Raw genomic sequence first — 20,302 nt, 5'->3', positions numbered from 1 at the left:
ACCGACCACGCCGAAAAAACCCACGGACACTAACCAAACAGAGAAACCACAAAGTAAACCGAGAAAACACCAGCTCATTCAAGAAAGATAACCGCCTCGACATCGCAATCGGTACTTCCTTGAAAGAGACAGTGACTGAGCGGGGAGGGAGTCGCCAGACCACACAATGAATCTCTCTCGCGCACCTTAAGCTTTCCCTCACCGCACAAGCTCTCCTTCACCGCACAAGGAAATTCGCCACTCCACAACGAGGAGCCTCCACCACACCGCTTAAGGCAACTCGCCCAGTCGCGGAGGAAATACTCCCCTCAGCGCACAAAAAGCCTCACCACACCGTAACGAGGGACCTCATCACACCGTGCAAGGCACCACACCGCGCCATAAAAAGAAGCGGCTGGTGCAAGCCCGCCGCAATTCGCGGGCTTACACCAGCCACCTGAGGTTAACGGTCAGTTCTGGCCGTGGAACGGAATTCCGAAATCGATCGAGTCGAGCGAGGCCAGGAAGGACTCAGGAACTTCTCCATCCTGGAAATCCAGTTCGGAATAGTTCGCATCGGCCATTGCCTCAGCAGTGGGCTCCACGACAACCTGGTTGTAGCGAGCCAGGCCGGTGCCGGCCGGGATCAACTTTCCGAGGATGACGTTCTCCTTCAGACCCACCAGGTGATCAACCTTGCCGTTCATGGCGGCTTCGGTCAGGACCTTTGTGGTCTCCTGGAAGGACGCAGCCGACAGCCACGAATCCGTTGCCAACGACGCCTTGGTGATACCCATCAGCATCTGGCGACCTGACGCGGGCTGACCGCCCTCGGCGGCAACTCGACGGTTGGCCGACAAGTACGCTGAACGATCCACCAGCTGACCCGGCATGAACGAGGTGTCGCCCGGCTCCAGAATAGTGATCTTGCGCAGCATCTGGCGCACGATGACCTCGATGTGCTTGGCGTGAATACCCACACCCTGATCGCGGTAGACCTTCTGCACCTCATCAACCAGCTGCTTCTGAGCCACATTGCGGCCCATAATACGCAGGACCTCCTTGGGATCCAACTGGCCTTCAGTCAACGGGGTTCCAGCTTCGATGTGGTCGCCCTCGTTCACCAGGAGTTTCTGGCGACGAGTCACCTCGATGATTGAATCCTCACGGCCATCATCGCGAGTGATCACGATCTTGCGTGAACCGGGATCTTCGTCGTCAATATGGACGCGACCGGCGGCCTCGTTCATCTTGGCTTCAATCTTCGGGCTGCGCGCCTCGAAGAGCTCCTGAACACGCGGCAGACCCTGGGTAATGTCAGCAGCCGACGCAGCACCACCGGTGTGGAACGTACGCATCGTCAGCTGGGTACCAGGCTCACCAATCGACTGAGCTGCGATAATACCGACAGCTTCACCGATCGAGACGCGCTTACCGGTGGCCAGCGAACGGCCGTAGCAGCTGGCGCACACGCCCACCGCCGACTCACAGGTCAGCACGGAACGGGTCGTCACCTCGGTCACACCGGCGGCAACCATCTGAGCAATCAGGTCATCACCAATGTCGGTGCCAGCCTCCGCCACGACAGTGCCATCTTCACCCACCGCATCGCGGGCAAGCGTACGGGCGTACGCAGTAGTCTCAACCGCTTCAACGGCTTCCCACTCGTCAAACTCGTTCTTGCGGGCGATCGGCACGCGAATGCCGGCGCGGGTACCGCAGTCCTCTTCACGCACAATCACGTCCTGCGACACGTCGACCAGACGGCGGGTCAGGTAACCAGATTCGGCGGTACGAAGAGCGGTATCAGCCAGACCCTTACGAGCGCCGTGAGTTGCGATGAAGTACTCCAGAACCGTCAGGCCTTCACGGTAGTTTGCCTTAATCGGACGCTCAATGAGCTTCTGCTTCGGGTCAGACACCAGGCCACGCATACCGGCGATCTGCTGGACCTGGCTCCAGTTACCACGAGCACCCGACGACACCATGCGGTAGACGGTGTTGCGCGCATCGAAGTTCTGACGCATGTCGTCAGCAACTTCCTCAGTGCACTTCAGCCACAGCTTGACCAGTTCCTCGTACCGGGTTTCTTCCAGGATGATACCGGTGTCGAACTGGTCCTGAATCTCCGCAGCTTTGGCTTCGTAACGCGCCAGGATTTCTTCCTTGCGGTCTGACGCTTGAATGTCAGAGAACGCGATTGTGATGCCAGACCAAGTTGACCAGTGGAAACCGGCAGCTTTCAGTGCGTCCAGAGATTCGGCGACGAGGACGTTCGGGTAACGCTCCGTCAATGTGTTAACGATCGTTCCCAGCTGCTTCTTACCCACAACGTAGTTGACGAACGGGTAGTCGACCGGCAGAGTCTCGTTGAAGATCGCGCGCCCCAGCGAGGTTTCCAGCAGGATCGGATCGCCCTCTTCCCAGTTCTCCGGGACTTCCCAGCCCTTGGGCGGCACAATGTCGGTGAAGCGGATCCGTGCACGGGCATTCAGATCCAGTTCGCCACGATCAAACGCCATACGTGCCTCAGCCACTGACGAATAGCACGGCACAACCGGCTCACCGTTTTCATCAGTCGCCACCTCAACAGCCGGATCAGGATCACTGGTCAGGTGGAACAGACCAATGATCATGTCCTGCGACGGCATTGCAACAGGGCGACCGTCGGAAGGCTTGAGGATGTTGTTCGTCGACAACATCAGGATGCGTGCCTCAGCCTGAGCCTCAGCACCCAGCGGGAGGTGGACTGCCATCTGGTCACCGTCAAAGTCAGCGTTGAACGCGCCACAGGCCAGCGGGTGCAGCTGAATAGCTTTACCTTCAATCAGCTGCGGTTCGAAGGCCTGAATGCCCAAGCGGTGCAGTGTAGGTGCGCGGTTCAGCAGCACCGGGTGCTCACGAATAACGTCGTCGAGGACGTCCCACACCTCGGGGCGCTGGCGCTCAACCTTACGCTTGGCTGCCTTGACGTTCTGCGCGAACGACTTCTCAACCAGGCGCTTCATCACGAATGGCTTGAACAGTTCCAGAGCCATCTGCTTGGGCAGACCGCACTGGTGCAGTTTCAGCTGCGGGCCCACCACGATGACCGAACGGCCCGAGTAGTCCACGCGCTTACCGAGCAGGTTTTGACGGAAACGACCCTGCTTACCCTTGAGCATGTCAGAGATCGACTTCAGCGGGCGGTTACCAGGACCGGCCACGGGGCGGCCACGACGGCCGTTGTCGAACAGGGCGTCCACAGACTCCTGCAGCATGCGCTTTTCGTTGTTGACAATGATCTCGGGCGCACCCAGCTCCAGCAGCCTCTTCAGGCGCGTGTTGCGGTTGATGACGCGACGGTACAGATCGTTCAGGTCCGAGGTCGCAAAGCGGCCACCGTCCAGCTGAACCATCGGGCGCAGATCCGGCGGGATGACGGGGATAGCGGTCAGCACCATCGACTCCGGCTTGTTACCGGTTTGCACAAAGGCGTTGACGACCTTCAGGCGCTTGATCGCCCGGGTCTTGCGCGGGCCCGACTCGTTGGCGATCGTGTTGCGCAGGTTCTCCACTTCGGCATCCAGGTCGAAGGTCTGCAGACGCTTCTGAATGGCGGCTGCACCCATATCGCCCTTGAAGTACGTGCCGTAACGCAGCTGCATGGCGCGGTACAGGCGCTCGTCACCTTCCAGGTCACCAACCTTGAGGTCGCGGAAACGCTCCCACACGGTCTCCAGCTGTTCCAGGTCGCGGTCGAAACGGCGGCGAATCTGCCCCATTTCGCGTTCCCCTGCCTTGCGTTCACGGTCGCGATCGGCAGCTTTGGCGCCATCGGCTTCCATTTGTGCCAAGGTCTGCTCCAGCTTTTCGGCGCGCTGGTTGATCGCGTCGTCACGCTGAGACTCCAGGTGGCCCTTTTCAACTTCGAGCTCGCTGCGCAGGTCGGCAAGGTCCTCGTCGCGACCCTTTTCGTCAACCTCGGTGATCATGTAGGCAGCGAAGTAGATAACCTTTTCGAGGTCCTTCGGAGCCAGGTCCAGGACGTATCCGAGGCGTGAGGGCACGCCTTTGAAGTACCAGATGTGCGTGACAGGCGCTGCCAGGTCGATATGACCCATGCGCTCGCGACGCACCTTCGAGCGTGTGACTTCGACGCCACACTTTTCACACACGATGCCCTTGTAGCGCACGCGCTTGTACTTGCCACACGCACATTCCCAGTCGCGGGTCGGACCAAAAATCTGTTCACCGAACAAGCCGTCGCGCTCAGGCTTGAGGGTGCGGTAGTTAATCGTTTCGGGCTTTTTTACCTCGCCGTGGGACCATCCTGAGATGTCATCTGTCGTTGCCAGGGTGATCTTGAGGCTGTCGAACGTCTTAGCGTCGATCAAGGTCTCGCTCCTTGCATTAGTTCGTCGGTTCCAGCGTAAGTGGTCTGCTCAAGCCCGCCGCTGGAGGGGCTGAGGTTCCCCGCAAGCGCGTCGCCCTCGTTCGTCGTCTTGATTGACGAGGGCGACCTGTGCGCCGCGGAACCGACTGAGTTAAATGGCGTCAATGGTTGCTGCTGCGTTCGGACGGGCATCCAAGGTGATGCCCATATCCTCTTGCGCATCGTACGATTCGTCCTCGTCGCGCAGGTCAATCGGGTTGCCTGCCGCGTCGAGTGCTTCAACGTTCAAGCACAGCGAGCGCATTTCCTGGATGAGGACCCTGAAGGACTCTGGAATACCAGGTTCCGGGATGTCTTCACCCTTGACAATGGCTTCGTAGACCTTGACACGTCCAACGGTGTCGTCCGACTTGATGGTGAGCAGCTCCTGGAGGGCGTAGGCGGCACCGTAGGCCTCCAGTGCCCACACCTCCATCTCGCCGAAGCGCTGGCCACCGAACTGGGCTTTACCACCCAGCGGCTGCTGCGTAATCATCGAGTACGGGCCGGTTGAACGGGCATGAATCTTGTCGTCAACCAAGTGGTGCAGCTTGAGCATGTAGGCGTACCCCACTGCGATGGGGTACGGGAACGGTTCACCCGAACGGCCATCAAACAGCTGAGCTTTACCTTCATCGTTGGTCAAGCGCTCTCCATCGCGGTTGGGACGAACTGAACGCAGCAGGCCTTGCAGCTCCTCTGCTTCCAGACCGTCGAACACGGGGGTTGCAACCAAGGAGCCGGGCTCGGCGCTGATGCCGTTCTCAGGCAGGAACTTCGTCCAGTCTTCGCCAGCTTCCTTCGCCTTCGTGGCATCCCAACCCTGGTGGGCCAGCCAGCCGAGGTGGTACTCGAGCACCTGACCGACGTTCATACGTCCAGGAACACCCAGCGGATTCAAGATGATGTCCACAGGTGTGCCATCTTCCAGGAACGGCATGTCTTCGACAGGCAGAATCTTGGAGACGACGCCCTTGTTTCCGTGACGGCCAGCCATCTTGTCACCAATGGTGATCTTGCGGCGCTGAGCCACGTACACACGCACCGTCTGGCGCACGCCGGGGTTCAGATCGTCTTCTTCGTCATTGAACTCGCGCACGCCAATGACGATGCCCTCTTCACCGTGTGGGACACGCAGGCAGGTGTCGCGCACTTCGCGCGCCTTCTCACCGAAGATGGCGCGCAGCAGGCGCTCCTCACTGGTCAGTTCGGTTTCACCCTTCGGGGTGACCTTGCCGACCAAGATGTCGCCGGCCTGAACCTCAGCACCGATGCGGATGATGCCGCGTTCGTCAAGGTCAGCCAGTGATTCCTCGGACACGTTCGGAATGTCGCGCGTGATTTCCTCGTCGCCCAGCTTCGTTTCGCGGGCGTCAACCTCGTACTCCTCAATATGGATGGAGGTCAGGACGTCATCCTGCACGACGCGGCGTGACAGAATCACGGCATCCTCGTAGTTCAGGCCTTCCCACGACATGTAGGCGACCAGCAGGTTCTTTCCGAGGGCGACTTCACCGTTGTCGGTGGCCGGGCCATCAGCCAGAACGTCTGCTTCTTCAACGCGTTGGCCTTCCTCGACAATGACACGCTGGTTCGTGCAGTTGCCGGGGTTGGAGCGTTCAAACTTTTCGAGTCGGTAGGTGTCGCGGCCACCCTCGTCAGTTTCAACGACGATCAAGTCGGCGCTGACCTCGGTGACGACGCCGGCGCGCTCAGCGATCACCATTTCGCCTGAGTCCTGAGCGGCGCGGCGTTCCATGCCGGTGCCGACCAGTGGGGCTTCGGTGCGCAGCAACGGGACAGCCTGGCGCTGCATGTTCGCGCCCATCAGGGCTCGGTTGGCGTCATCGTGCTCGAGGAACGGGATGAACGCGGTGGCAACAGAGACCATCTGACGTGCAGAAACGTCCATGTAGTCAACGTCGTCGCGTGCAACGAGCAACGGGTCTTCGCCGGAGAGACGGCACAGAACCATCTCTTCGGCAAAAGTGTTGTCCTCCGTCAGCGGCGATGATGCCTGAGCGATGTAGTGGCCGTTCTCGTCATCAGCGGTCAGGTACTCGACCTCGTCGGTGACGTGGCCGTCACGCACCACGCGGTACGGCGTCTCGATGAAACCGAAGGGGTTGATGCGCGCGAACGTCGCCATCGTGCCGATCAGACCAATGTTTGGGCCTTCAGGGGTTTCAATCGGGCACATGCGTCCGTAGTGCGACGGGTGAACGTCACGGACCTCCATGCCGGCACGGTCACGCGACAGACCGCCAGGGCCCAGTGCCGACAGGCGGCGCTTGTGCGTCAAACCGGCTAGCGGGTTGTTCTGATCCATGAACTGTGACAGCTGGGATGTTCCGAAGAACTCCTTGATCGCTGCGACAACGGGGCGGATATTGATCAGCGACTGAGGCGTGATCGAATCGGCTTCCTGCGTTGTCATGCGTTCACGCACGGTGCGTTCCATGCGCGCCAGGCCGGTACGCACTTGCGACTGGATCAGTTCGCCCACCGCGCGGATACGACGGTTACCAAAGTGGTCAATATCGTCCGACTCAACGCTGACTTCCACGGCTTTGCCGCCACGCACGCCGGTGAACGTCTTGTCACCCTTATGCATCGAGAGCATGTATTTGATGGTCGTGACGATGTCTTCCAGCGTCAGAACGGAGGTACGAGGATCCGCATCCAGAGCCAGCTTCTTGTTGATCTTGTAGCGGCCAACCTTCGCCAGGTCGTAGCGCTTGGAATCGAAGTAGAAGTTGTTCAGCAGTGTCTGAGCTGCGTCGACGACTGCGGGCTCACCGGGGCGAATCTTGCGGTAGATATCCAGGAGAGCTTCCTCCTGGGTGTCGACCGTGTCCTTCTCAAGGGTTTCCAGCAAAACCGGGTAGTCCGCGAACTGTTCACGGATCTCAGCTTCGGTCATGCCGATAGCCTTGAGGAAGTGAGTCACCGACTGCTTACGCTTGCGGTCGATACGCACACCCACTGCGTCACGCTTGTCGATCTCGAATTCGAGCCAGGCACCGCGGCTGGGGATGACTTTGGCTCCGAAGATTTCCTTATCGGAGGAGCGGTCAGATGTGCGCTCGAAGTACACGCCAGGCGAGCGGACCAGCTGGGAGACGACGACGCGCTCCGTGCCGTTAATGATGAAAGTGCCGCGCTTGGTCATCAGGGGGAAGTCACCCATGAAGACGGTCTGCGACTTGATTTCGCCGGTCATGTAATTCATGAACTCGGCGGTGACGTACATCGGTGCTGAGTACGTGTAATCCTTGGCCTTTGCCTCTTCGACCGAGTACTTCGGGCGTTCGAGTCGATGGTCGCGGAATGACAATGACATGGTTTGTGCGACGTCTTCAATCGGCGAGATCTCCTGGAAGATTTCTTCCAGCCCGGAAACGTCCGGCACGTCGAATCCGCCTGAAGCTTTCGCAGCCTCAACGCGTTGTTTCCAATTGTCGTTCCCCAGAAGCCAGTCGAAGCTCTGAATCTGCAGACCCAGCAGGTTCGGGGCCTGCAAAGGTTCGCGAAGCTTCGCAAATGAGATACGGTTCCTGGGCTGATGTGCAGTGGTGCTACTGGCAGCCAAAGGGTGTCCTTCCCTGCAGTCGGTGAGTGCGCGCTCCCGCCTGCCGCCCCTATCTGATACTGTGTCGCTAGCACACTTAGCGCTGGTCTCGCGTGCGGGCACAGCTCACCTCGGGCGTCATCAGGCGCAAATAGTTATGTTAGAATCCTTCGCCGCCGTCGGCAAGGGGTATGCGCGAAGCTGTGCCCAATCTCACGGACCCCACCGCCGTGTTGCTTGGGGCCTGACCGGCGCTTTCACTTTTCTCTGCCCCTCCCGTTCACTGTTCTTTGCCCCCGTCTACTTTTCTCTGTCCCTCCCCTTCACTGTTTTCCACCCTTTCCATTCGCTGTTTCTGCCCTTTCCGTCTGGCTGGTTGTTGCCGGCGGCTGGTCGCCGTCTTTTCCCAGCCCCGAGTGCCGCCTCTCCCTCTCCCCCTCTCCCTCTCTCCTCCTCTCCCTCCGCTTCCCTTCTGTCGATCTCGACCGGTTCTCTTCGCAATTGACGAGGGCACCCATCCGTTTATGCAGGTCGCAGGCGCGGACGTGCAATGACACCCGAACTGAGTGCGCTGAGATCGACAGATGGGTGAATCGAAGGGAGGAAGTCAAGATCGACGGTCGGGTAAATGAGGGGAGAAAGTCGAGATCGACAGACGGGAATAGTACGGAAGGGGGTGGTGAGAGAAAGCGAGCACGGGAACGAACGGCGAACCGAATTAGGAACCGCTCGCCAGGTGCTCAATACACGCGAGCCAGCAGACACCAGGCCCTACCGGCCGCCGCCAAGGATGTCGCGAATACAAGCAGACAGCAGCACTGACTTCGGGTCCAGTCCGCCAGGCTCGTTCATGCGGCGCACATTGTATCCGAATGCCAAGCCGTAGAACGGATCAGCAAAGCCCAACGCTCCGCCCGCACCGTCGTGCCCGATAGCCTGATAGGAGCCAAACGGGAACATACCATTGGGCTTTTGAAACACCCGAGCAAAGCACATGACGTTTTGCAGCACTCGATCCATCCCGAACACCTGCTGCGTTCCCATTAGTTTCACCGTGTCAGGCGTTAAGAACGGCTCAGACAGATCATGGCGTGGGTTTCCCTCGTCAATTCGTGAAACAGAACAGTCGTTGAGACCGGTGACAGCTGCTGCGTACAGGCGAGCCAGGCCGCGAGCGGAACCGACCCCACCTGTCGACGCAACGCCGGCGGCACGAATATGGCGGTGGTTCGGTGTGGGTGTGTTGTCTGGCTCAATGACGCCGCCACCGAGTGCGGACAGCGCGCCAAGCGAATCTCCGAGCTCGCACTGGCCTACCGCTGCCGCAAGCTCATCAGCGCTGACAGGCCCGGCGCCAGGATCGTCGGACAGAGCGGCCGTTCCCGGAACCCGTTCGCCACGCTTGTCACGTTCCGCCAGGGCTTTCTCGAAGGGAAGAGACGGCAGGATGGGTTCGTAGCGATCATCTTCCGATTCAGGAAAGCCGATATAGAAGTCAATGTCACGTGGGGCACGAACCTCACGCTCGTAATGGGTTTGCAGGTCCTCGCCGGCGACTCGACGGAAAAGTTCCTCCATCAGCGGTCCGATCGTGCGGCCGTGGTAGCCAAACGCCGTGCCCGGGCGCCACAGCGGTGACATGGCTGCCAACTTTGCCGCCATCCCGCGCGAGTCATAGGGCACATCCATCAAACGCATCGATTCTTCGCCAAGCAGTCCCGCCTGATGGGACAGCATTTGACTGACTGTAATCTGGTCTTTGCCACAGGCGGCAAACTCCGGCCAGTAATACGCAACTCGCTGCTCAAGATCCAAGTCACCTGAGTCAACCAAGCGCGCCAAGGTCAGTGCGGAAGCACCTTTTGTTGCCGAGAAAAACCCTGTAACCGTCTGCCCATCCATGAGACCGCCGCCCCATAAGTCAACGATCTTGTCACCGTTGACGTAGGCGCACACCTGAGCAGAGTAGGTGGGATCGCGCTGGAGCATGCGTGCGAAAAGAGTCTTGACCGACTCGAATCGTTCGTCGACCCAGCCGTGCACCTCTCCGGCGCGGCGCGGCTCATCCGCGTCGATGTCACGTGCGGCTGCATCTGTCCGGCTGTTCATTTCCGTATTCATGGCACTCTCCTTTGCGCGCTTGCACTGTCAGTTTCTCGCAGGTTCACCGCCGCTGCCACCGCTACCGCCGCACGGGCCGATCCGCATACCGCCCTTCGCTCCCTCACACCCCTCGTCCCCCATCTGTCGATTTCAACGGGTCTGAGTGACCTATTGCCGAGCAGACTCCGCTCCTTTTGCAGGTCAGAAGCTCGCGAGCATATACGGCGTGTCTGCAAACGAAGTGAGATCGACAGTTGGGGAATGGAATGGAGGGCGGAGTTGAAGCTGCCGCCTTTGCCGAGAGCTTCGGGAGCACAGAAAACCCGCATACCTGCAATTACACGACGCACCAGTCGCGGCTTGGCGCCCCAGTACACATCCTGCCCCCACACAGCGAGGATGCAGACGGCGAGATCTTCAGTGCCCCCAGCGCGCGTACTGATCTTCAATGACATCCTTGCCGTCACGCCACCACGATTCATGTGAGCGATACCAGGCGATCACCTCAGCCAGCCCCGCTTCAAAATCCCTCTTTTCCGGCTCCCACCCAAGATCCCGGCGCAGTTTGCTCGCATCCAGCGCGTATCGGCGATCATGGCCGGGCCGATCCCCGACCCAGTCGAAGTCATCCTCGTCCCTGCCCATGAGGCGCAAGATCGAGCGTAAAACGTCAAAGTTGGAACGCTCCCCTTCGGCGGAAATCAGGTATGTTTCTCCGGGTATGCCGCGACACAGGATCTGCCAAACGGCCGCCGAATGGTCGTCGACATGGATCCAGTCGCGAACGTTTCGTCCATCGCCGTACAGCTTGGCGCGCCGGCCGGTCAAAATGTTCGTGATCTGTCGAGGAATGAATTTCTCAATGTGTTGATATGGTCCGTAGTTGTTCGAGCTGTTCGAAATTGTCACCCGGACACCGAAGGTGCGAAACCATGCGCATGCCAGCAGGTCAGACGAGGCTTTGCTGGCGCTGTAAGGGCTTGACGGCTTCACAGGTGATTCTTCAGTGAATCGCATGGAATCATCGAGAGCCAGGTCGCCGTACACTTCGTCGGTGCTGACGTGATGAAAGCGCCGCTCATGGTGCCGGCATGCCTCCAGCAGTCTGTAGGTGCCTGAAATGTTAGTGTGGATGAAAGGCTCGGGGTCAGCAATCGATTTGTCATTGTGGCTTTCGGCGGCAAAGTTCACGACGGCCTCGTGGTCAGCGACCAGGGATTCAACCAGCTCCTCGTCACAGATATCCCCAACGACGAGGGCGACTCTGCCGGGCGGCAAACCATCAAGATTGTGCCGGTTCGCGGCATAGGTCAACTTGTCGAGCACCGTGATGCGAATATGAGGATCGCGTTCGAGTGCGAATCGCACAAAGTTACTGCCGACGAAACCGCAGCCACCGGTGACCAGCAGGGAGTTCATGGTGTCCGACATGGATCCTCCTTTCCCCTCGTCAATTGTCACACGGAAAGCACTCCCACTCGGAGCAGCGGGGCGCGGCATTCGCGTGCAGACATCGCGGCCGGGCGGCTAGCGTGCAGACATCACGGTTGCGGGGCTCGCGCGTCACCGCCTGCCCACACTGCGCACAGTGGCCACACCGCCCATATACAAGTGTCGCGGCCCAGCTGATGCTGAACCGCGACAACTTGATATGCGCTTAAGCTAGCGCGAGGGTTTCAAGTGAAATCACTTGAGGGTGACGGTGCCGCCAGCCTCTTCGATCTCTGCCTTGGCCTTCTCGGCGTCTTCCTTGGAAGCGTTCTCGAAGATGGTCGACGGTGCGCCGTCAACCAGGCCCTTGGCGTCCTTCAGGCCGAGGCCGGTGAGGGACTTGACAGCCTTGATAACGGCAACCTTCTTGTCGCCGGCTGCTTCGAGGACAACCTCGAACTCGGTCTTTTCCTCAGCTGCTGCTTCTTCACCGGCAGCGGCTGGTGCTGCAACAACGGCGGCGGCCGGTGCGGCAGCCTCAACGTCGAAGACCTCTTCGAACTGCTTGACGAAATCGGACAGCTCGATCAGGGTCATTTCCTTGAAAGCTTCGATGAGCTCATCTGCGGAGAGCTTAGCCATGAGTGGCATCCTTCCTTGTTTGGCCTGCTACGCGAGCAGATTACGTTGTGTAAATGAGTCCGGGTGCATGGCGGTGAGGCCAGTAACCCGGGGCCTGTCGCGTCAGGCCGCTTGCTCCTGCTTGTCGCGAAGAGCATCGATTGTGCGCACAGCCTTGGTGGGCAGTGCATTGAATGCGTACGCAGCCTGGGAGAGCTTCGCCTTGAGGGCACCTGCAGCCTTGGCCAGCAGGACCTCGCGGGATTCCAGATCAGCAAGCTTCTTGACGGCGTCAGCATCGAGTGCGACACCATCCATAGCGCCAGACTTCAAAACCAGCGCCGGGTTATCCTTGGCAAAATCACGCAGCGTCTTGGCGGCCTCAACCGGCTCACCGCTGACGAATGCAATAGCTGTCGGGCCCTTCAGGTCGTCCTCGAGGAAATCGAATCCGACTTCGCGGGCCGCCAGCCGTGCCAGCGTGTTCTTCACCACGGCGTAGCTCACGTCATTGCCCAAACCGCGACGCAGCTCCTTGAGCTGTGCAACGGTCAGACCGCGATACTCAGTCAGCAGCACGGCATCCGAGTTGCGGAACTTCTCCGTCAGCTCGGCGACAACTGCCTCCTTGTCAGACCTCGCCATGGTCCTCCTTCCGAAAAGTCAGCCGCCGTACCCACGAAAAAGCCCGACACGCAGGTTCGTGTCGGGCTTGCACCACGCTTGTCCAGGTTTCCGCAAGGGAGCTGTCCAAGTCACGTTACCTGCGTCGGTCGCTCTTGCGCTTCGATCTACTGTCAGTAGATGTCCGACGGTCTTTGGCTGTTCCACTATACCAAGATCGATGTGCGGCCTCTACTGTGCGCTGTGTGCAACAAAGCACGTTTGCGTGCCGCTATTTATTCCCGCCCTTATGCCTCTGGCATCCTGCACATTCCCACGTGTTCTCCTCTCGCTTTTTCTCGCCGTTCTCTCCGCTCGCTCTCTTAGCTCCCCTCGGCATCCCTCTTGGCCTGCTCTCGACCTGCTCCTCGGCCTTCCTCTCCGCCTTCCCTCATCTTCCCCCCCTCCCCCTCATCCTGTCCGCATTAATCCCCAACTGTCGATCTGGAGCTCCCGTTATCGTCCTAATTGACGAGGGAGGCCCACACCTTCCGCGAATAACACTCTCTGACCAGTGAAAACGTTCGTCAGTGTTGAAAGCCAGTAATCCAGCCCGCCTTCTTGGTCCATCGAGATCGACAGTTGGGATTGGTAGGGGTGGGTGGGCTTCGGGAAAAGGGGGCTGCCGAGAGTAAGACGAAATGCGGATGAGACCGGACGCGGAAAAGGTGGCACGCAACGAAGACGTTCCACTAGAGAGTCGCCATTTGCTGAAGTCGGCTCAGGTCAAAATGCCATGCGCTGGAGACTGCGTGCTAGAAAGGGGCCGCGCATTCAAGACAGGGCTCATCGATGACGGCACACAATGAGGGTGGGTTCGCACACGCGTGCGAACCCACCCCCATTTATCAAGATTGCGACGTGACGCGGGCGCTGCGGCACCCTCGTCGAGGATCGCTCAGGCATCAATCCGCCTGGTCATCAACCCAACCGGTCATCTCTGCAACCGATCGCCGAAGCACCGAGAATCAATGCCGTCAGGCATCGAACAATCAGTCGTCAGTGCCGAGCAGATCGCGCGTCTTGGTCGGATCCAACGGGATGCCAGGGCCCATCGTCGTTGAAACGGTGGCCTTCGTGATGTAGCGACCCTTGGAGGAGGACGGCTTCAGACGCAGGACTTCATCGAGGGCAGCGGCGTAGTTTTCCGTCAGCTGCTCAGCAGTGAAGGATGCCTTGCCGATGATGAACGCCAGGTTCGCGTGCTTGTCCACACGGAACTCGATACGGCCACCCTTGATCTCCTTGACAGCCTTGCCAACTTCCATCGTGACCGTTCCGGTCTTCGGGTTCGGCATGAGGCCACGAGGACCGAGGACGCGACCCAGACGGCCAACCTTGCCCATCATGTCAGGGGTTGCGACGGCCACATCAAAATCGGTGTAGCCCTTCTGGACCTTCTCAATCAGTTCGTCGCCGCCGACCTCGTCAGCTCCGGCGTCGATCGCTTCCTGTGCGCGCGGGCCCACAGCGAAGACCAAGACCCGTGAGGTCTTGCCAGTGCCGTGCGGCAGGGAAACGGTTCCGCGGACCATCTGGTCTGCTTTACGGGGATCGACACCCAGTCGGAACATCACCTCAACGGTGGCGTCAAACTTGGTGACAGTGGTTTCTTTTGCCAGTTTCATGGCTTCAAGAGGTTCGTATACCTCACCGGCGTGGATCTTCTCCGCGGCGGCCCGGTAGCTCTTCGAGCGCTTTGTCATTCTGCTATCTCCTTGCAGGTGTGGTGTGTTCGGGCAAGCGCTTGCCCTTCCACAAAGATTGGTTTGGTGACGTATCAGTCGCTGACGGTGATGCCCATGGAACGGGCGGTGCCGGCAATGATCTTGATCGCGGCTTCGATGTCGTTGGCGTTGAGGTCCTGCATCTTGGTCTCAGCGATCTCGCGAACCTGATCTTTGGTCAGGTTTGCCACCTTGGTGGTGTGAGGCGTCGGTGAGCCCTTGTCCACGCCAGCCGCCTTCTTGATCATCTGTGCAGCCGGAGGCGTCTTGAGAACGAACGTGAACGTGCGGTCTTCATAGACGGTGATCTCAACAGGGACGATATTGCCGCGCTGAGATTCGGTTGCAGCGTTGTACGCCTTGGTGAACTCCACGATGTTCACGCCGTGCTGGCTCAGTGCCGGGCCAACTGGCGGAGCCGGAGTTGCAGCACCGGCAGGGATCTGCAGCTTGATCAGGCCGGTGACCTTCTTCTTTGGTGCCATATAAGTTACGGGTCTTTCATTGGTGATTCGAAGCGAACCGACGGTTGCCGATCCGCCTGCGCGTCCTACACGCAAATGCAGACGCACAAACAGCGATGATATCGCGTCAGATACCTTGATCCCAAGTTCTCGTGCGCGACATCACTCACTAAGCTGTGCGCAACACCTGGGCGGGCGTGTCCGCCCCTGCGCCGCGGCGACTAGTCGTCGATCTTTTGAACCTGATCGAAGTTGAGTTCCAGAGGCGTTTCGCGCTCGAAAATCGTGACCAGAACTTTCAGCTTCTGGGTCTCGGGCATGATCTCGGAGATTACGGCGTTCATCGTTTCGAACGGTCCGTCCACCACTGTGACAACTTCGCCCACCTCGTAGCTGACCTTGAGTTCCTGAACCGGAGCCGGGCCAGTCTTGTTTTCCTGAGCGGCCTCTTCCATGACGTTCGGGGTGAGCATCATGACAACCTCATCTTCAGACAGAGGCATCGGATTGTGCTGATCGCCAACGAAGCCGGTCACGGCTGGCGTTTCCTTGACAACTCGGTATGACGCGTCAGTGAAGTCCATGCACACCAGGACGTATCCGGGGATGCGCACACGACGCACACGCTTCTTCTGAGAGCCGCGGAATTCCATGACATATTCGTCGGGAACCTCAACGCGGTAGATGTAGTCCTCCATGTTCTGGCTGGTGATGCGCTGTTCAAGGTTAGCCTTGACCTTGCGCTCGTGGCCGGAATACGTGTGGATGACGTACCAGTCGCCTGGCAGAAGGCGCAGCTCGCCACGCAGAACTTCGATGGGGTCTTCGATTTCGTCAGCCGCGGATTCAGTGTCCGCATCGCCCGGCTGCTCGCTTGCTTCAGCGTCGCCAATTTCCGAGGGTGGCTGATCCTTAGCAGACACCTCATCATGAGCGGGCGCCTCAGCTACAGCCGCATCAGCATCGGATCCACCGTGCTCGGTGGCAGCAACTGACTCAATCACAGCTGCAGTTTCTTCCTGCGCGAGGGTGGAGTCAGCTGTCTCGACGCCATCAGCTTTCTGCGCGCCGCTGCCCTCCGATACAGATTCGGATGCAGAGACGAACTGAGGGGCAGAATCAGCGTCGACGTGGGTATCGTTTACAGCGGTAGTCTCATCCGCATCTGGTGCGTTTTCAATGTGGTCGCTCACGTGTCCTCCTTCAGAGCCAACGCGCGTGGGCTTGTCAGCAGTGGTTGACGAACCGTAGAAGAAACCCGCCTGCAGGTTCCTGCCGGCGGGTCAATCGGGTTCAGCCGAATATCAATGCGTTTAGCTTACCGAATATCAGGTCTAAAAGTCCTGTGTATGCCATCACAGCGGTGACGAAGACGATCACGACAACGAAGTACGTCCATGTTTCGTTGCGAGTCGGATACGTCACCTTCTTCATCTCAGCGATGACCTGGCTGATGAACAGGCGAATGCGGGAGAACAGTCCACGCTTTTCGCCTTCCTCATGCGTCGACTTCTCACGGCTCGGAGTCGGTGCACTCTTCGTGCGGTCACGACGCACAGGAGCGCTCGGCTTGTCCGGCACGTCGGGCAGACCGTCATTGTCGGGTCCGCCAAGTGCGCGACTGTCGCTCACAGAACCTCTCCTTGTCGTGTAGGCCGATATCTACAATGTAGCAGGGCAGGCGGGAATCGAACCCACAACCGCCGGTTTTGGAGACCGGTGCGCTACCTAATTGCGCCACTGCCCTTCACCGCTTGTCACAGGCTGACGCCCATGACCCGCCCCGCTAGTTTAGGGCGTTAACGCGCCAGTGTACAACTTCACGCCGCATGTAGAAAATCACAGATCTGTGTTTTTGGCTTCCACCGTCCGCACCAGCACCCCTGATCATAGCGCGTCCATTCCTAGGAATTTTCTTCCGCACGGCCTCCAATCGTGCAACGATAGAGACATGTCGAACCAAACTGCTCACCGCGCCTCAGCGCGTCTTCGTTCCATCACACCATCAGCGACTTTAGCCGTGGATGCCAAGGCGAAAGCTCTCAAGGCTCAGGGCGTCCCCGTCATTGGTTTCGGCGCCGGCGAACCTGACTTCCCGACCCCCAACCAGATCGTCGAAGCAGCCGCCAAAGCCTGCCACGATCCTCGGATGCATCGTTACAGCCCAGCCTCAGGTCTGCCGGAATTGCGCGAGGCAATCGCAGCCAAGACGCTGCGCGACTCGGGCTACGAGGTCGACCCCAGCCAGATTCTGGTCACCAACGGCGGCAAGCAGGCCGTGTTCGAGGCGTTCGCAGCTGTCCTCGATCCCGGTGATGAAGTTCTCCTGCCAACCCCCTACTGGACGACCTACCCGGAGGCCATCAAACTTGCCGGAGGCACCACGGTTCCCGTTTTTGCCGGTGCTGACCAGGATTACAAAGTCACCGTTGACCAGCTCGAAGAGGCACGCACCGACAAGACTGTGGCATTGCTGCACTGTTCCCCCTCGAACCCGACAGGCACGGTGTACACACCCGAGGAAACTCGCCAAATCGGCCAGTGGGCACTGGAGCACGGTATCTGGGTCATCACCGATGAGATCTACGAGCATCTGCTGTACGACGGCACCCAGACTGCTCACGTTGTCAAGCTGGTTCCCGAACTGGCTGACCAGACCCTCGTCCTTAACGGCGTCGCAAAGACATACGCGATGACCGGCTGGCGTGTGGGCTGGATGGTTGGCCCGCAGGACATGGTCAAGGCGGCCACATCTTTCCAGTCTCACTTAACCTCCAACGTCAACAACGTTGCCCAGTGGGCTGCCAAAACCGCGCTCGAGGGTGGCCTGGAGGACGTGGAGCGTATGCGCCAGGCGTTTGACCGCCGCCGACGCACGATGATCGACATGCTCAGTGAAATCGAAGGATTGACCGTACCCACACCGAAGGGCGCCTTCTACGCGTACCCATCGGTGGAGGGACTATTGAACACCTCCATTCGCGGCACCACGTGCACCACGTCCGCTGAACTCGCCGACTTCATCTTGAAGGAAGCTGAGGTCGCGGTAGTGCCGGGTGAGGCCTTTGGCCCCAGCGGCTTTATTCGCCTGTCGTACGCGCTTTCCGACGATGATCTGGCCGAAGGCGTTGGTCGTATTCAAAAGCTCCTGGCTGACCGCGACTAAGACTCACTTTCTGCCTGGGCGAGGCTGATCGCTGGTTCAGCATCGGCGAGCGTTGTTTCTGCTTCAGCATCGGCGAATTCCATCTCAGTCTCAGCATGCCCGCACCTGACCATTTGCTGTTGCGGTCGCACCACCAATTCTGCCCTTTTGGCGCTGATAAGCGCTCATCAGCGCCTTTTAACAGGCACAATAGTGGTATGCAGTTGTTCACCCATCACACATCCGATCCCCAGCCTCACGGCACCGTCTTGATCTGCCACGGATACGCCGAGCATCAAGGCCGCTACAGGCGCCTCGTCGATTCTCTCAATCACGATGGCTACGACGCAGTGACATTCGATCTGAGCGGACACGGAAGTGCAGATGGTCCACGTGCTCAAGTCGATGTCGGCCGTCTCATTACAGAGCACCGCGCAGCGCGCGCAGACGCCCTCGCCAATTCGCGCACGTCGCAGCTATTTGTGTTGGGTCATTCCATGGGCGGCATTATCACCGCTGCATCTGTCCTCATCGATCCGGATCATGTTGCCGGCATGGTGCTGACCGGTCCGGCATTTCGTCCCGCCGCGCCGATCACTGCCAAGGTAGCTCGCTCCATGCTGACACTGGCTCGCATTGCCCCCGGATTGCCCACAGCGAAGCTTGATGCGGGCGGCGTCTCGCGCGACCCTGACGTGGTGGACGACTACGAAAACGATCCGCTCAATTTCCATGGACCCGTCCCGCTGATCACTGCACTGACGATGTGCGTTCAGGGCGACCACACGATCGCACGAGCCGATTCACTCAGCGTGCCCACCCTGGTCATCCACGGCTCACACGACCATCTTGCTCGCCCGAGTGGGTCAGAGGAATTCGTGCGCAATGCTCGACTGTCACTGGCATGGGGCACGCACACCCCCGACGCGCACCTACGCGTCATCGACGGCGCATACCACGAAGTACTGAACGAGCCTGAAGGTCCCGGCCTGATGCGGGATATCGCCTTGTGGATGGACGCGCGCCGGCCGGCTGCCGATAATGGTGCTGATGCCTGAACATTCTCACAGCATGCCCCCGCCGATGCCGCTGCGTCCGATTGCTTCACCCAGTCCCAGTGACCAGCCCATATTGACGAAGGCGGCGCCCACGCCCCCCGGCCGGCGGCCCCTGGCCACATTGCCCAAGGCACATCTGCATCTGCACTTCACCGGCGCGATGCGACCACGCACTCTGGTCGAACTCGCTGTGGAAAAAGGCGTCCGACTGCCGCCTCATTTGCTGGACATGGATCCGCTCACTGTTCCGGCAGATGCGCGCGGATGGTTCCGCTTCCAGCGCGCTTACGATGCAGCCCGCGTGTTAGTTCGCACCGAGGATGTTATGCGCCGCCTCGTGCGTGAGGCTGCCGAGGATGACGCGGCGGAAGGCTCTGTGCATCTGGAAATGCAGGTTGATCCCACGTCGTATGCACCGTGGGTTGGCGGCATCACTCCCGCCCTCGAAATCATTCTGGACGAGGCGCGCGCATCCAGCGAAGCAACTGGTGTGGATGTCAGCATCGTGGTCGCTGCCTCTCGTATCCGCCACCCCTTAGATGCACGCACCCTCGCCCGCCTGGCATCTCAGTACGCTGGCAGGGAGCCGGGCACCGTCGTGGGATTCGGTCTGTCCAACGACGAGCGGGTGGGCTCAACCGCGCAGTTCGGTGCTGCCTTCAACATTGCGCGTGACGCTGGTCTTGCGTCGGTTCCGCATGGAGGCGAGCTGCTGGGACCCTCATCGGTGCGTGAAGTCCTGGCAGCGCTCTCCCCGACCCGGCTGGGACACGGTGTCAGGAGCGCGGAGGATCCGGACCTGCTCAAGCGCCTGGTCGATGACGGCATTGCGTTGGAAGTATGTCCCACGTCTAACGTGCACCTCGGGGTGTATCCAGACATTGCGCATGTCCCTTTGCCTGACTTGATGGCGGCCGGCGCCACAATCGCCTTGAGCGCCGACGACCCGTTGCTGTTCCACTCGCGCCTGTTGGCTCAATACGAGGCTGCTCGAGATGTTTTCGGTCTGAGCGACGAGCAGCTTGCGGAACTGGCCCGTCAGTCGATCCGCGCCTCCCTGGTGTCATTTGACCGCAGGCGCATCTGGAACGCGCAGATTGATCGGTGGTTGGCCAATGAGCCGTGA

13 protein-coding genes and 1 tRNA gene are annotated in these 20,302 nt (G+C 59.6%); 3 read left to right on the top strand and 11 right to left on the bottom strand.

Translation table 11 applies throughout. From position 1 onward, the window contains the following. Window positions 1-449 precede the first annotated feature (449 nt). From HMPREF2975_RS01840 to HMPREF2975_RS01790, 11 genes are all read right to left on the bottom strand, one after another. Window positions 450-4,355, bottom strand: a complete 3,906-nt coding sequence (locus HMPREF2975_RS01840; RefSeq protein WP_070725394.1) for a DNA-directed RNA polymerase subunit beta' — start codon at window positions 4,353-4,355, stop codon at window positions 450-452. A gap of 150 nt (window positions 4,356-4,505) precedes the next feature. After that, window positions 4,506-7,985, bottom strand: a complete 3,480-nt coding sequence (gene rpoB, locus HMPREF2975_RS01835; RefSeq protein WP_070725392.1) for a DNA-directed RNA polymerase subunit beta — start codon at window positions 7,983-7,985, stop codon at window positions 4,506-4,508. Between the two features lie 750 nt (window positions 7,986-8,735). Further along, window positions 8,736-10,085, bottom strand: coding sequence for a serine hydrolase domain-containing protein (locus HMPREF2975_RS01830; RefSeq protein ID WP_058237178.1), 1,350 nt, complete (start codon window positions 10,083-10,085; stop codon window positions 8,736-8,738). A 399-nt stretch (window positions 10,086-10,484) separates the two neighbouring features. Beyond that, window positions 10,485-11,498 (bottom strand): dTDP-glucose 4,6-dehydratase, encoded by a 1,014-nt coding sequence (rfbB, locus tag HMPREF2975_RS01825; protein WP_070725390.1) that lies wholly within the window; start codon window positions 11,496-11,498, stop codon window positions 10,485-10,487. Between the two features lie 255 nt (window positions 11,499-11,753). Further along, a complete protein-coding gene (gene rplL / locus HMPREF2975_RS01820) occupies window positions 11,754-12,140 on the bottom strand; it encodes a 50S ribosomal protein L7/L12 (protein WP_070725389.1) in 387 nt (128 codons plus the stop codon). A 102-nt stretch (window positions 12,141-12,242) separates the two neighbouring features. Next, window positions 12,243-12,764: a 50S ribosomal protein L10 gene (gene rplJ, locus HMPREF2975_RS01815; RefSeq protein ID WP_058237180.1), complete on the bottom strand. Its 522-nt coding sequence runs from the start codon at window positions 12,762-12,764 to the stop codon at window positions 12,243-12,245. A 1,010-nt stretch (window positions 12,765-13,774) separates the two neighbouring features. Then, window positions 13,775-14,488, bottom strand: a complete 714-nt coding sequence (gene rplA / locus HMPREF2975_RS01810; RefSeq protein ID WP_058237181.1) for a 50S ribosomal protein L1 — start codon at window positions 14,486-14,488, stop codon at window positions 13,775-13,777. 74 nt (window positions 14,489-14,562) lie between these two features. Continuing rightward, a complete protein-coding gene (gene rplK / locus HMPREF2975_RS01805) occupies window positions 14,563-14,994 on the bottom strand; it encodes a 50S ribosomal protein L11 (protein WP_058237182.1) in 432 nt (143 codons plus the stop codon). Window positions 14,995-15,194: 200 nt separating this feature from the next. Further along, a complete protein-coding gene (nusG, locus tag HMPREF2975_RS01800; protein WP_319803186.1) occupies window positions 15,195-16,166 on the bottom strand; it encodes a transcription termination/antitermination protein NusG in 972 nt (323 codons plus the stop codon). 100 nt (window positions 16,167-16,266) lie between these two features. Continuing rightward, on the bottom strand, window positions 16,267-16,563 hold the full coding sequence (gene secE, locus HMPREF2975_RS01795) for a preprotein translocase subunit SecE (protein ID WP_058237861.1): 297 nt from the start codon (window positions 16,561-16,563) through the stop codon (window positions 16,267-16,269). Window positions 16,564-16,646: 83 nt separating this feature from the next. Beyond that, a tRNA-Trp gene (locus HMPREF2975_RS01790) sits at window positions 16,647-16,720 on the bottom strand. A gap of 204 nt (window positions 16,721-16,924) precedes the next feature. Here HMPREF2975_RS01790 and HMPREF2975_RS01785 point away from each other — a divergent pair. The 3 genes from HMPREF2975_RS01785 (at window position 16,925) to HMPREF2975_RS01775 (ending at window position 20,302) form a co-directional block, all read left to right on the top strand. Beyond that, the gene (locus HMPREF2975_RS01785; protein ID WP_070725386.1) at window positions 16,925-18,139 is read left to right on the top strand and encodes a pyridoxal phosphate-dependent aminotransferase; all 1,215 of its coding nucleotides are present in this window, start codon (window positions 16,925-16,927) and stop codon (window positions 18,137-18,139) included. Between the two features lie 197 nt (window positions 18,140-18,336). Then, on the top strand, window positions 18,337-19,176 hold the full coding sequence (locus HMPREF2975_RS01780; RefSeq protein WP_070725384.1) for an alpha/beta hydrolase: 840 nt from the start codon (window positions 18,337-18,339) through the stop codon (window positions 19,174-19,176). A gap of 25 nt (window positions 19,177-19,201) precedes the next feature. Continuing rightward, complete coding sequence (locus tag HMPREF2975_RS01775) at window positions 19,202-20,302, top strand: adenosine deaminase (RefSeq protein ID WP_058237862.1); 1,101 nt, start codon at window positions 19,202-19,204, stop codon at window positions 20,300-20,302.

Origin of the sequence: Actinomyces sp. HMSC065F12, from assembly GCF_001814535.1 — a bacterium.
In the GTDB taxonomy this organism is placed as follows: domain Bacteria; phylum Actinomycetota; class Actinomycetes; order Actinomycetales; family Actinomycetaceae; genus Pauljensenia; species Pauljensenia radingae_A.
The sequence above is the reverse complement of the archived record's forward strand: the minus strand, read 5'-3'. Positions and strand labels throughout refer to the sequence as shown.

Coding starts and splice junctions, on each gene's coding strand:
- HMPREF2975_RS01830 (WP_058237178.1), bottom strand. CDS start 10,085: ATGAATACGGAAATGAACAGCCGGACAGATGCAGCCGCACGTGACATC.
- rfbB (WP_070725390.1), bottom strand. CDS start 11,498: ATGTCGGACACCATGAACTCCCTGCTGGTCACCGGTGGCTGCGGTTTC.
- rplL (WP_070725389.1), bottom strand. CDS start 12,140: ATGGCTAAGCTCTCCGCAGATGAGCTCATCGAAGCTTTCAAGGAAATG.
- rplJ (WP_058237180.1), bottom strand. CDS start 12,764: ATGGCGAGGTCTGACAAGGAGGCAGTTGTCGCCGAGCTGACGGAGAAG.
- rplA (WP_058237181.1), bottom strand. CDS start 14,488: ATGACAAAGCGCTCGAAGAGCTACCGGGCCGCCGCGGAGAAGATCCAC.
- rplK (WP_058237182.1), bottom strand. CDS start 14,994: ATGGCACCAAAGAAGAAGGTCACCGGCCTGATCAAGCTGCAGATCCCT.
- HMPREF2975_RS01785 (WP_070725386.1), top strand. CDS start 16,925: ATGTCGAACCAAACTGCTCACCGCGCCTCAGCGCGTCTTCGTTCCATC.
- HMPREF2975_RS01780 (WP_070725384.1), top strand. CDS start 18,337: ATGCAGTTGTTCACCCATCACACATCCGATCCCCAGCCTCACGGCACC.
- HMPREF2975_RS01775 (WP_058237862.1), top strand. CDS start 19,202: ATGCCGCTGCGTCCGATTGCTTCACCCAGTCCCAGTGACCAGCCCATA.